Source organism: Paenibacillus cellulositrophicus (genome assembly GCF_009363095.1).
Taxonomy (GTDB): Bacteria; Bacillota; Bacilli; order Paenibacillales; family Paenibacillaceae; genus Paenibacillus_AQ; species Paenibacillus_AQ favisporus.
The window spans coordinates 4259319-4273364 of the sequence record NZ_CP045295.1 but is presented as its reverse complement, the minus strand read 5'-3'; the positions used below and the strand labels follow the sequence as shown (position 1 = coordinate 4273364).

At 55.2% G+C, this 14046-nt stretch carries 8 protein-coding genes; all 8 read right to left on the bottom strand.

Annotated elements, in window-relative coordinates; translation table 11 throughout:
- Positions 1 to 46: 46 nt before the first annotated feature.
- The gene (locus GCU45_RS19045) at positions 47 to 457 is read right to left on the bottom strand and encodes a TIGR03826 family flagellar region protein (RefSeq protein WP_152399981.1); all 411 of its coding nucleotides are present in this window, start codon (positions 455 to 457) and stop codon (positions 47 to 49) included.
- 130 nt (positions 458 to 587) lie between these two features.
- Entirely contained in the window at positions 588 to 1244 is a 657-nt protein-coding gene (locus tag GCU45_RS19040; RefSeq protein ID WP_152399980.1) for a ComF family protein, read from the bottom strand.
- 393 nt (positions 1245 to 1637) lie between these two features.
- Positions 1638 to 3932: a helicase-related protein gene (locus tag GCU45_RS19035; protein ID WP_244364159.1), complete on the bottom strand. Its 2295-nt coding sequence runs from the start codon at positions 3930 to 3932 to the stop codon at positions 1638 to 1640.
- A gap of 348 nt (positions 3933 to 4280) precedes the next feature.
- Positions 4281 to 4691 carry a hypothetical protein gene (locus GCU45_RS19030; RefSeq protein WP_152399979.1) on the bottom strand — a complete coding sequence of 137 codons (411 nt, stop codon included), beginning with the start codon at positions 4689 to 4691 and terminating at the stop codon, positions 4281 to 4283.
- A 165-nt stretch (positions 4692 to 4856) separates the two neighbouring features.
- Positions 4857 to 5579 carry a response regulator transcription factor gene (locus GCU45_RS19025; RefSeq protein WP_076174607.1) on the bottom strand — a complete coding sequence of 241 codons (723 nt, stop codon included), beginning with the start codon at positions 5577 to 5579 and terminating at the stop codon, positions 4857 to 4859.
- 4 nt (positions 5580 to 5583) lie between these two features.
- Entirely contained in the window at positions 5584 to 6738 is a 1155-nt protein-coding gene (locus GCU45_RS19020) for a sensor histidine kinase (protein WP_089549739.1), read from the bottom strand.
- A gap of 93 nt (positions 6739 to 6831) precedes the next feature.
- Positions 6832 to 9546, bottom strand: coding sequence for a stalk domain-containing protein (locus tag GCU45_RS19015; protein ID WP_152399978.1), 2715 nt, complete (start codon positions 9544 to 9546; stop codon positions 6832 to 6834).
- Positions 9547 to 9842: 296 nt separating this feature from the next.
- Positions 9843 to 13838: an Ig-like domain-containing protein gene (locus GCU45_RS19010; protein ID WP_167527167.1), complete on the bottom strand. Its 3996-nt coding sequence runs from the start codon at positions 13836 to 13838 to the stop codon at positions 9843 to 9845.
- Positions 13839 to 14046 lie beyond the last annotated feature (208 nt).

Sequence of the window (14046 nt, the reverse complement as noted above, 5' to 3'; positions counted from 1 at the left end):
CTGAAACATTATTAATAGCTGCTGCCGTTTTTAGTGCGGCAGTCGGTTATTTGTGGAATTTATCCACGACGCGGTAGGCACCTTCACCCGGTTTTCTAGGACCGGAATCCTGATCTTGGCCTGCTTGTGCAGCCTGGCTGAGCTCCCGGGTCAGACGGGTGCGGCAAGAGTCGCACATATGCCCCTCACGAATCAGTGTACCGCAAACCTCGCACGGATACATCAAGTTCGGTGCATTCACGATCGAGATCCGGCCCTCACGGACAAAACTCGTAATCTGCTTGACGGAAACGCCCGTGGCTTCCGACAGCTCCTGTATATTGGCACCCTTCTGCTCCCGCAGATAATCCACGCAAATCTCGTATTCGCGTTCGATCTCCTTGATGCAGTTCGGGCAAATGTCTCTGAAATTGGCAGCAAACAATCTGCCGCAGCGTGGGCAATTCGCAAGTTCCACAATAACTCTCCCCTTATCGAATACCAAATCAAGCCATGATGATATGGTTCTAGATTACCTTATTCCGGCTCCCCTCGTCCATCTTAATTTACGAATTTCGGTAAATCTTGACATGGTTTTTTTGTCGGGATTACGAACGGGCCCAGGTCAGGCTGTACACTTCGGCGGCAAGCCCCAATCCCAGGTGCAAAGTATCCCGCAGCACCTCTGCGCATGCATTGATCGTGCTTCCCGTCGTATAAATGTCGTCTATTAAAAGAATTTGCATGGGCAGAGGAGCATCCTGAGCCGTTATAGCATGTCCATGGCTTTCATGACGAGTCATCTCGCTATTACTATGACTTGCTTTAGATGGCATCCCATATGTACGTATATACAACGATAAGGCAGCTTCTAACCCCTCCTTATGCACAGCGAACACATTCTTCATCGAATCGATCCGCTCCTGACGGGATTTATAGCTCTGCTTGGCGGTGTGCTCCCTGCGGACCAAAAGCGGCATGACGGGAATCCGATGCTTGCTTCCAAGCCCTCTCGCCAACACCTCCGCCTGATTAAATCCCCGCTCCTTCAACCGGACGTCGCTTACGGGGACATAAGTTATCACGTCCGGCTTCCATAAAGCCTGTTGCGAGGTTTCTCTTAATTTATGGAAAAGGGGCACCTCTGGCAAAACGAAATCGACCCTTGAAATAACCTTGGAAATAACCGCTGAAAAGAATCCAATAGAGGCATCCGATTGAATATGCTGATTTGGGGTGTCAGAGTTAAAGCCAAGCATAAGCATGCCGAGTTCCTCCTGCATCTGCACGAAAACTTGATTCAACATATGGACAATCAGATCAGCGTATTTCTCATGCCCACGATACTTATATTGGGCTAGCCACTCCCTCATTACCCCGTTATACTGCACAGCACTCCGGTTGCAGACAAAAGATCGGTGTCTCATCTCTTCCCTCAGACAGTCCGGACAGCCGATGGCGCGGCCGCAGCAGAGACAGCGGGGCTTATGAATCCAGGGGATCGCTTCCGCACAAGATCGGCAGATGCCAGGCCATTCCCGGACAAGACGGCTAACGCTGCCGCAGGTCAGGCACATTTCGCCGGGTGGAGACAGCAAATACTGCATCATCTGTAACAATGAACTACTGGACTTCAACTTATCATCCCTCCTATCGGCTTATGACTTAGAAGGCTGCTCCTTTAAATATCCGTGCTTGCCGGCAATCCGGTTCATCGCCTTGATCTGGTTTACGGCCAGCTTTTGGGACAACGTCCACTGGGATGAAGCAAAAATGACCCTTCCTGCCGGATCCTCAGAAGACCGTCCGGCCCGGCCAGCCATTTGGACGAGCGATGCCTCGTCGAACAGGCTGCTGTCCGCATCCAGGATATACACGTCGCTGCGGGGAACGGTCACCCCCCGCTCCAGAATGGTTGTCGTGACGAGCAGGCGGATGTCCTTCTTTCGGAAGGCCATGACTTTCTCACCCCGCCCAGAGTCTTCCGAGGATGTCCCTTCCACTGCAGTATCTTTGAACCGGTGGCGTAAAATCTCGACGAGCGGTCCGATATGACGTATCCGGGAAACGAACAAAAAGATCTGCGCTCCCCGGTCGATCGACCGGCGAAGCTCCGCGGCAAGCGGTCCCAGCAGCTTCGGCTGCCGCAGGCAGATTTCCACGCTGCGCATCGCGATCCGCTTCGGCACAGGCAGCGGGTGGCCGTGATACCGGACGGGTACCTTGGCATGCGGCAGCGTGCCACGGGATACCTCCCGCTGCAGCGGACGCGGCGGCGTCGCCGACAGATACACAAATTTCCCGTCCGGCTTACAGGCATGCTGCGCCGCATAGGCCAGCATAGGGTCGTTGTGATAGGGAAATGCGTCCAGCTCATCGATCACTACCAGGTCAAAGGCGTGATAGAAACGCATCAGCTGGTGGGTGGTCGCGAGCGTCAAGGCGCCGCTTTCCCAGCGCTCGGTGCTGCCGCCGTACAGGGTGACGATCCGGACACCGCTGAATGCTTTGGCCAGGCGTGGGGCGAGTTCGAGCACCACGTCCCGGCGCGGCGTGGCCACAAGCACGCGCCCGCCCACCGCCAGCACGGAGTCCAGCAGCGGGAAGATCATTTCGGTTTTGCCCGCGCCCGTCACGGCCCATAGGAGGAAGCGGGAGGGCGCGGTGCTGGTGCCGCTTCTCCGCGCGGCACCCCATCTCGGCCGCATCCAGCCGGTGCGGCCGCCTGCCGCGGAGCCCCCTTGGGGCGGCTCCGCCAGGAACCCCAGCGCGGCCCAGGCGGCATCGCCCTGGGCCGCGCTCAATCCCCACCGCCCCGCAACGGCGGCGGTGGATTCCCCGGCCGTGCCCCGCACGGCCGGATCCGCTGCTGTGCGAAGCAGCAGCGAGCAGGCGCGGCTGCGCCCAAGCGCGAGGCATGCCTCGCAGTAGGCGCATGCCGCGAGGCCGCACGCGGCGCATGCCGTGCGGCCCGTGGCTTCGCTGCCGCACCGGCGGCAGCGGGGGGCCTGGCCGCGGCTGGCGCGAAGCGTGCCGCGGGGCCATTTGCGCGGGCCGGCAGCAGCCACGCCCGCGTCGAGCGCCAGCTGGCCCTGCAGGTAGGCCAGCTGCGCAGGGCTGTGCCAGGCGCTGGCAAGCCCCGGCGCCCGGTCGCTCAGCAGCGAGTCGACCTCCGTTGCAAGCAGCGACCTGCCATGCAGCCTGTCCACCAGCTGCGCGGCCTGCTCCGCAAGTTCCACGAGCACTGCCGAATCCCTTACGTCTCCTGCACACTGTCCCTCTTCCGGCTGACGTATCAGCTCCTGCCATACGGCAGGAGCTAGCGGCTCGCCGAGCTCCCAGCGCCACATCCCGGAACAGCCATCCCCGACCTTTCTGTCATTACCCATTGAGTTGAACCCATCCCGCGCCGATCCGTCATTTCCCTTCGGGTTGAGTCCATTCCGCACCGCTCCGCCATAACCCGTGTCTTTGAATCCACCCCGCGCCGACCGGTCATACCCCTTGGCCTTGAGTCCACCCCATGCCGCACCGTCATGGTCCTTGGGTTCGAAACTGTTCCAAACTCCCCTCCCCCGAGCCTTCATTCCCCGCAAACTGCCCTTTGTTCTAGCATCATGTCTTTCCCCGTCAACTGACGTCCACCCATTCTTTTCCGCGCGAGGCCTATCACCATCGGTCTGTTCCCGCTCCATCTCCTCCCTCAACTCCGCCTCCAACCACCCCTTCCACTGTTGCATCTTCCAGTGCACCATCTCCGGCGCACCCACAAAATCCTTTGCCGCCTTGCAAGCCCAGCCTAAAGGCATGTCCCCCGACAGCAAAACCATCGTTCCGTCCATCCCGGTATTCCTGCTTACGTACTCCCACCATACGATATCAATACGCAGGTCCAGCGAAATCTTCATCCTCCACCGCTGCCCTTGCCGGATGGCATATACGGCGACACGCATGCGCCCGCCTCCTTTCTCCCTTCCCGTTTCGGTGAAACGTAAAAGCTGAATATCCTGTCCTCTTACGGAAAACCTCAATCTCTTCAAGAATCTTTTCAGCACGAGTGATATGTGAATCACATAGAACGAACTAAAGAAATGAAAAGCAATGAATGTTATAGGGCTCTACTGGGCCGTTATAACAAGAGGTCCATTGCAACATCTATACAAGTCCTTAGAATTCACAAATCACCGACTATCTTCCGCCCAACGCAAAAAAGCACACCCCCGGCTTGTCGCCTTTGGAGTGTGCTTCACTCTGTATTCTGCATTATGCCGCCTCCCGGCATGAACGCAGTTCCCTGCTTATTAGACATAAGGGATGCGCTCCGCTTCATGCGGCTTTCTCAAATCAATCATTTCGGAAATCATGCCGTCAGCCAGCACCAAGGTTCCTTCGATGTCTCCGTTCTCCACGGAGGACTGCATCGGGACGACGTACAATTCCATACCTGCGGTTCCGTGCATTCGGTGGACAATCTCCACGGTCTGATCCGTGGAAGCTGCATCCATCACCGTTAGACGAAGCTTCTTGCCTGAAATGAACGAATACCACCCGAATGCCCGGATGTACCATTCGATCTGTCCTTCATGGTTGGACGTCACCAGCGTATAGTGAACCCAGGGTGAACTTTTGCGCTTCTGCCAAGCATGAAATAAGTGAACCGCCGCAGCCGCCAGCACGTATACCGCCGTGATCCACAAAAGCGGAATCATCATGCAGACTCACCTCCTGTATACCCACACTATATGCGGGTACAAACCGGACGGTGAATGATAAAGGCCGGATCGCCCACACCTCTGACGAAAGGGGCATGAGCGAGCGCACAGTGGAATTTTTCACAAACTTTGGCAGAGGCAAGCAGCTATCCCAAAATTATGGTATTAGAGCGTTACCCAACCGTATTTAATCGAGTTGATAACTGCTTGTGTACGGTCGTCGACTTCCATCTTCTGCAGGATGCTGCTGACATGGTTCTTGACCGTTTTCTCACTAATGAATAAAAACTCTCCGATCATCTTGTTGCTCTTGCCTTCCGCCATCAGGCGCAGCACTTCAGCTTCCCGCCGGGTCAGCGGATTGTTCTCGCCGGCCACGAACTTGACGCCTGCTTCGCGGACGCCGCTCTCGGTCATGGCACCCGTTTCGTTCAGGAAGGTCATGCGCCGCAGCTGCTGAATCAGCTTGCCGGTCACTTTAGGATGAATGAATGCATAGCCTTCCTGAACCGAACGGATCGCATTGATCAGCGACTCGGCTTCCATATCCTTGAGCAGGTATCCGTTCGCGCCCTTGCGGAGCGTCTCGAATACGTAACTCTCATCATCATGAATGGATAGAATAATGACCTTTACATCCGGAAACAGCTCGCGGAGCTTCTCCGTGGCCTCCACACCATTTTCCACAGGCATATTAATATCCATCAGGACAATGTCGGGTTTGATATCGTTGCAAAATTCGAGCACCTGAATACCATCGCCGCATTCCCCGATGACCTCAATGTCTTCCTCCATGTTCAAAATACGCTTCAGACCCTCGCGAAACAGTTGATGATCGTCAGCCAGGAGGACCTTAATGGTTGTTTTGCCGGAATCTCTCGTTTCCATCCAACTACTCCTTTCCCTTTTCCACGTTCGTTGGGATATGGATAATGATCTTCGTACCCTGATTCTCGGCCGATTCGATCTCCATTCTCCCTTCGAGAAGCTCTACCCTCTCGCGCATTCCGATTAAACCGAAATGATCCTTGCTCTTCTGTTCCAGAAGCTCGACTCGGAATCCAAGTCCATTGTCTTGAACGACAATTTTAACCATCTGCGCTTGATATGTAATCTCAATTAACACATAGGTTGGGTGGGCATGCTTCGCCGCATTGCTCAGTGCTTCCTGGACCAGACGGTAGATCGCCGCCTCCATTGCAGAAGAAAGACGATGCTCTTTCCCTCTCGTTTCGAACATGGTACGGATCTTGGTCTTCTCCTCGTAATCGTGCGCGTATTTGCGCAGCGTCGGGATCAGTCCCAAATCATCGAGTGCCATAGGACGCAGATTAAAAATGACCTTGCGCATTTCTTCAAGGCTGGAGCGTACCTGCCCCTTCAAATCTACTATTTCGTCCTGCACCATCTTAAATTCCTGCTTCAGCAGCATTCTTTCCACAATTTCGGTTCTCAGGACCAGGTTTGCGAGCAGTTGCGCCGGACCATCATGGATTTCACGGGCGATGCGTTTGCGCTCTTCTTCCTGCGCCAAAATAATTTTCAGACCGATCACCTGGCGGTTCTTGGCCGTCTCGATGATCCGGGTCACTTGTCCCAGCTCTCCCGACAGGTATTCCATGACAACGCCCATTTGCGATCCGATGGATTCGGCACGTTCTATCGAGTTTTCGACACTTCTCACCCGCTTCTGGAGTTCATCGCGTCTGGCCTTCAAATACATTTCCTTCTCGCGATAAATCATCACATCAAGCTGAAGCTGCGTCGCTTTCTCGTAGGCCTGCCTAATATCATCCTCTTTGTACCGGACGAAGTCCCGGCTGACCTCGGTCAGCCGGATCCGGGAACGCCGGTAGTTCAGCTCCAGCTGATCCACCTTCTGCAGCGTATCCACGGTTTCCTTCATCACTAACTGCAGTTCCTGATTCAGCGTGAGCAGCTCGTCCCGGGCCGTCTCGAGAATCTCGAACATCTGATATTTGCTGTTTTCAACCACCTGGATGGCATTCTTAATGACTCGGTCTATCGCATCGGCTTGAAAATCCACGAATGTTCTACTCCATTTCTAACCATTACAGTTCTACATAGAATGAGCTGCAGTCGCATTTCCTAAGTTCAATTCTATACATATCATACCATATCATGATTGGATGGTAATGGTCTTCGTGTTTTGTTCCCAATTTACTTGTAATCCTAATTGCTCGGAAACGAGCCGAAGTGGGACTAAAGTACGACCTTGGGTGATGAATGGAGCAACTTCTGCGCTTTTACGCTTGCCGTTTAGGATATATTCCTTTTTGCCGACCGTCAAGTCCATCAGCTTGCCGCCCCGCAGGACGCTGATCCGCTGATTGGCTGAATCCCATGTGGCTTGTCCGCCAAATGTATCCAGTACGTATTTCACCGGAATATAGGTCGTACCGTTCTTCATGACCGGCGCAGCGTCCATAGATTTCTTCAGACCATTCGACATATAGGACTTCTGCCCGACCGCCATGATCACCTTGCCGGTTGGAAGGCCGGCATCACTGGACAGCGAAGGCATCGTGAATTTAATGTTGTCAAAAGCGACCGTACCCGTCTTCGCCCGCTCGTCCTGGCCATCTTCAACATTGACGACGTAGAGGCGCTTCAGCTGGGCCGGGAAGGCGATACCCAGGCTGCTCAGATCGACGTTGATCGTCTTCCAGCCCGTCCAGTCAATGGCTTTGGCAAGATCGACGTATACCGTCTGTCCTTTCGCGTCCGTCAGCTCGGCACGCATCCAGTTCAGGCTGTTGTCGCCCATTGCGTCGATCGACATCGACGTGGCCGCCGCATTAATGCCTTTGCCCGAAGTGCCGTTCAGTTGTGCATAAGCATACATTTTGCCGCTGCCGGCTGTCATGTCATACTGCAGCTGAAGCACTTTGGAATTGGCGTGGTCGCCGGTTCCCTGCGTCACCTGCGCCGATCCGGTAACCTGGCTGCCGCTGTTGGTCGTAAAATCGACCGGGTATGTGACATTTTCAAAGTTTTCCCACATGTCTTCGCCTGCTGCCGACAGCACAACGACGGTGCTGAAGCCGTTATAACGGGCGATGGCATAGCCGACCTTTGTATTGGCGTTCACCGAAGCGACCGTCAGCTTGTCATCCTGCACGCTGCCTTTAAAGCCAACGAATTCCCACTTCAGGGATCCGGCCGGAACCGTGATGCTCTGCCCGTCCTTCGTCACCGCCGTAACGGGCACTGATACCGTGCTGCCTGCCTTCAGCGGAGCCGTTGCCGTTCCGACGTTCAGGGCGGACAGGTCGTCTCCGCCGATAACCTTCACCTGCATGCTGGCGTTGGCACTGCCGCTGACCGCTGTAATTGTCGATGTTCCCGGCTTCACGCCCTTCACCGTCTGCCCGCTGACGGCGATGTTGCCGTTGCTTGACTTCCAGGTCGGCGTAATGCTCGACACGTCGATCGGGTTGTAGTAGGTGTCATAGCCTTTCAGCTGGAACGACGCCTGCTGTCCGATCAGGATCGCGGAAGAGCCGCTGATTTTCAGCCCGAGCAGGCTGCCCTGCGGCGCCTCGGTGTACACGCCGACAGCGTTAACGACGCTGCGCTGGGTCGTGCCGTATTCCGTATCGAACGTCAGCTTCGTGCCCGTTTCGCCGAGCGGCCGGTCCACCATCGTCGTGGAGCCGCCACCGTCCAGGTTCATGCCTTTCCAGACACCGACTTTGACCATAAAGGTCTGCAGCTCGGACAGCGACATGCCAGAGCTGTTGTCGTTCTTCTCGACGGCTACGATGTACGCGTAGCGCTGATCCTTCGAATATCCGAGTGCCGTACGGGCGCGGTAGCCTCCGATGCTGGATACGTCGCGCGAAAAGGCCGACGCCGCTCCATTGTTCACCAGGATGGTATGCCCGCCAATCATCATCTGCAGGTTGGCCGGATCAAGCGACTGTCCGGACGTTTTGGACAGCAGCTTGTAGTCGGTTGTGATCGTTTGGCCGACTGCCATATGGTTCGTTACGAACTGCGCTGCCGTTCCGTGGGTCCGCAAAATGTACCCGTCCTCCGGCACCGCGAAATCGAAGCCGCCCGGCTCGGAAATTTGCGTAATCACGTTATTTTGCACCAGGACCTCAACCGGTGTAGTGGAGCTGTTCTTCGGACGAGCCGACGACTTCCAGGCGCTTGTATAAATATACATGGCATTCGCATGGCTGTAATTTGAAGTACCGCTCTCCGGCGTGTAAGACGCCTTATTGACACCAGCCAGTGGGAACGTAGAGCCGTCTTGGGCTGTCACCGTTCCGTCAAACGAAAACTGATCGATGACCGGCGTGCCGCTCTTGGTTACCGCAAAGGAATACATCCCCTTCAGATCCGAAGGCGTCGATACCAGTTCCCCGCTGGTGACCTGACCCCCGATCGGTGCCCCGTCTCCGGCCGTATTAAAATAGTCCCCGTTCACGCCCGCTACCGCGCCGGTCTCTTTGACCATGCCGCCGGTGCTCTGTTTGGTGGTCAGCTGACCGTCCTGGCCGTTCATGACGTCAATCTTGACGTTCGGATTCTGCAAATCCACTTTGATGACGTCCGCCAGCGCCGTCGCCTGTTTGCCGGAGCGCGTCGTCGTAAATTTGTACTTGGTCATTATCGCCCCAGACGTAACCGGGCTTTCGCTCAGCTTCGTTACGGTCGCCGCTGTGGCCGCGCTGGCCACCGAAGCAATGGAATGTCCGTTCAGCGGGATGCCGCTGCCGATAACCGGTGTGATAAACAGCAGGCCAGCCAGCGATACGACCATCCACTTCTTGCCTGCACCCTTCTTGTGCTCGTTCCCCATGCGATCATTATGCCATTTCATGTACTGTTAACTCTCCCATCTTCTTCATACGCAATGCTATTCTATCGTTGCTCGTTCATAAACAGGACCAACCGACTATACACGTTACAGCATGAGTTCACAGACTCTATGATCTAGGTCCAGTATGAACTCCCTATTAAATAGACTGAAATTATCCAAAAAAGTTACGGAAAATTAATCTTTTTAGCAAAATCCACCGAAAAATCCCACAAAAAAAGCCCTACCTAAGTAGGGCTGACGTACCGAAATGGAAACTCTAAGATTTTGTGAGAGATTTAGCCTGTTCACTGCTCTGGTTACATGTACCCGATCTTATCCAACAGACGCTGCAGCATGACGGCCGCCTGGGCGCGGGTCGCATTTCCCCGGGGCTGGAACGTGTTCGCCGTGACGCCCTGGATAATGCCTTCCTTCAGCACGCGTGCCGCGGAATCCGGATACTGAATTTGCTTGCTGTCCTTGAACACTTTCAGGTACGTGGACGCCGGATAGCTCAGCGTCGAGTTGTATCCCGCATAGTTCATGGCCCGGACCATCATGATCCCCATCTGCTCGCGTGTAATCGAGCTGTTCGGCTTAAACGATCCGTCTGTATTACCAGTGACGATGCCGGCTTTGGCGGCCGCTCCGATATAAGCGCTGGAGCCGATGTTGACCACGTCATAGAAGCGGTCCGCGCTCTGCGCATCCCCTTCCAATCCGAGGGCTCGTGCAACATACTCAGCGAACTCAGCGCGGGTTATACTCTGATCCGGGGCAAACAGCGTATTGGTGCGGCCCTCGATGACCTGCTTGGCGGACAGCGTGCTAATTGCGTCTTTCGCCCAGTGGTTGCCGAGATCGCTGTAATATTTGTAGAACGTCGCTCCGAAAACAGTGAAGTTCCCCTTTACCTTGCCATGGAATACCCGGCGGCTGCCTGCTGTGTCGATCACTCCCGGAACGTAGGTCAGCTTGTTGGCTCCGCTGTCGAAGCGGACCAGGCTGGACCGGCTGTCCTGCAGCGCGCTGCCCGTCCGTACAAGATACTCCCCGTTGAGCTTCAATTCACGCGGATTGTTCGGCGAGCTGTTGTTCACAGCAGATACATAGAAGTCTACAGGTTCGGTGATCTTTTGACTGGAGCTGGTGTTCAGCTTCTTGCTCAAATCCGCGGCGGCCTCCGTCGACAGCTTCTCTACCGTGATGTTGAGCGTGACGGAAGAGCTGCTGGCATTCAGGCTGCTGGCAATGTCCGGCAGGTTCATTTTGCTAAAAGGTACCATATACACGGCGTCCCCGGCTTTTACCGCCAGCACGGCACTGCGATCGATGTTATAGACTTGCTGCAGCGCATCCAAAGGGAACGTAACCGATGCAGAGTTTAGTCCAACGGCCGCATCCACAACGAGCGTGTGCAGCTTTTCACCGGAATTCAGCATATATTGGTAGGCCTGCTTCAGTTTCTCGCCATCGACCCGGTACTGCTTAATATATTGGTTGTTGCGGGATTTTACGTCCGACACGGCTGTCGCCTGATTGCCCAGTGCAAACATGGCCTGTCCGAACTCTCCCACCTCCATCAGTGTCAGGTAGGACGGGCGGTTCGGATCGGTCGATCCGCTGCCGGTTGTCGTGCCCGTGTTGCTGACCGGGACTTTGTTAAAATACTTCAGGTAAGTTCCTGCACTGTCCCTGAGCGGCGTGGCCCCTGGAATGTAGGACAGCTCCACCTTTTGGCCATTAATGACCGGATTGCTGAGCTTGATCGTCAGTGTGCTGCCATTGACCGAGGCACTGGCCAGGGAGCTTGTCGTTCCGTCCACCAATACTTGGAATTGGGTTACTGTTACGGAGGACTGGGACACCAGCGTTTTATTGAACACGACCTGGATCGTATCTCCCTGTACTACCGCCGATTGGATGTCACCCGTATCGAGCAGCGTCGTAACCGTAACCGGCTCCAGATTCAGATATCCGGCCGAGTTCCCATTTAGGTCCGTCAGGCGCGCGGTACCGGGTACGTACGAGATCGTCACTTTGTTATCTTTGCTCAGCGCAGACGTCAGTGTCAGCGTTACCTGACTGCCCTTGATCTCCACCGCGGTCACGTAATTCGGCGCATTGTTGGCCAGTACGGAAAACTGGCTTTTCATCGGCACATTGGTCGTGCTGAGCAGCTCGTTATACGTCAGAACCAGCTTGGTGCCGCCGCCTTCCGCCTTGTCCAGGACCGGAGGCTTCGTGTCCCAATAGTTGCGGACGATGTAGTCCGTGAATCCGGCGATATTTTGTCCGCGGTAATCCTGAATCGGATACGCCCCCGGCTTGTAGCTGACCCGCACTACCTGCCCGTCGCCGACGGACGTGTTCAGGGACAGCGTCAAAGACTGGCCGCTCTGAGTCACGCTTTTGACGCCCATACTCGTTCCGTCCGCCGTCACTGTGAACTGCTCGTAGGCATAGGCAGATGGGCTTTTCAGCGACTGGCTAAAATACAGCACCACCGTGCTGCCCGAAATCGTGCCGCTGGTCGGCTTCGGCAGCGCGGAGTCCACGCCGTTCACGACCTCGCGGGCCCCAAAAGCCGCCGCCGCATTCCCCGCCGTATCGCGGATCGGGCTGGAGCCGCCGCTGTAGCTGATTTTCACATTTTGCCCGACGGCGACGCCGGTCTCCAGAATGACATAGACGCTGTCACCGGAAGTATACACGTAGCTGATCCGCCGCGCTTCATCGTTCACCGTCACGTTAAAATTGGCCGTCGATGGCCAGGAGTCCGAATACAAAGCTTCATTATATACGAGCCGGATCGTCGTGTTGCTGTACATCTCGCTGCTCTGCAGTACCGGAGCCTGCTTGTCCGACGTGTTCGTCTGGAACGTCCACCCCGTACTGCTTGTAATTCCGGCATAGTTCATGCTTGGGTTCTGTTTGTCATAAAAAGCCCCCGGCTCTACGGTAACGTAATAGGACGCGTCCTTGTCGAGTGTGTAACCGGATTGCAGCTGGATTTTGGCCTGGGTCCCGCTTACCGTGACTGTTACCGGAAGGCTGGCACCATTGGAAGATTTGCGGAGCAATACATTCCCCGAACCTCGAACTACTTCCCGGTTAAAATTCATATACAGCGTCGCGTCTACCGCCACGTTCGTGCTTCCACTTGTCGGGGACAAGCTGGAAACGGATAGCGGAGTCGTGCTGCCTGGCGCTGCTGCCGTCGTGAAGGTCCAGCCTGTGGTCGAGGTGATCCCCGCCACGTTACTGCCTCCCCGGTCCTGAAAAGCCCCTGCAGGCACGATCACATAATACGACGTCCCGTACGCCAACACACTTCCCGGATCGATCGTCACGGTCGTCGAGCCGCCGCCGGTCACCTGGGTGGATTGTACGTTAACCGAAGTTACCTTGGTACCGTTCGATTTATACAAATCAATTGTTCCCTGCCCTGGATACACCGGGTTGTTGAAGGACAGCTGGAGCTTGCTGTTTGTGGCGATCCCGGTAGCGGCGCTTTGCGGCAATTTGGCCGTAATTGCGGTATCACCCTGCGTTGTAAAGTACCACTGCCCGCCCGTCGTCAACCCGCTGAACGCTTGTCCATCCAACGTGGTGATCGCACCTGTAGGGATATAAACGTAATACGTCGTGTTTTTGTCCAGAGAACGGGACAACGTGAAGCTTACCTTTTTCCCATCCACTTGAACCCGTGAATTCGTCTGCCCCTGCGTTAGGGTGATGGAGTCCACCACTTGGTTGTCGGACACGCGTTTGATCTGCACGCTGCCGCTTCCCGTTTGGATCTCCTCATTAAAAGTCAGCTGCAGCGCGTTGGAAGGACTGGCTCCGATTGAACCCACTTGTGGCGCGTAATCCACGACAGCCAGCTTGCTTAACGTGGTGAACGTAAACGTCGACTCGTCTAATGGTTGATCTGAAGCGTCTTTCAGAACCCCCGCTTCGACCTTCACCTGATAATCCGTCTTATAGGACAGCCATTTGCCTGCAGGCAGCTGGAAGGTGAGTTTATTGGTGGGTGCTGGATTCGTTGAATTCATAGCCTTTAAATCGCTTAGGCTGAGCTTGATCTGATTTGCTTCAGCCGAATTTGCCGGATCAATGATCCGCACCACTGGGTCCGACGCTGGATTACCAGATGGATCGGCAATATGTACGTTTTGGTTAAAGGTCAGCTGAAAATCCGGACGTCTCCCAACCTCCACGGCCCCATCCTCTGGCAGTGTGGAGATAAGCGGTCCGCTCATTTGAGCCTGGACTGCCGTTGCTGCAGCTGATACGGGACTTCCTCCCATCCCTCCTGTGATTCCTATGTCCAATGCCATGGCGAGTGCTAGCATGCATACCGTTATTTTTTTCATAGAATGGCTTAAACCTACCTTTCCTCGTATTCCGCCCCTGTGAAACGAAAGCACACTATGCACTTCTCACAGGCACACGCTTATACTTCTATGTCGGTTAAAGTGAAAAGGAAGTTTAGCCTATTGGTAGAAACGTTGAGTG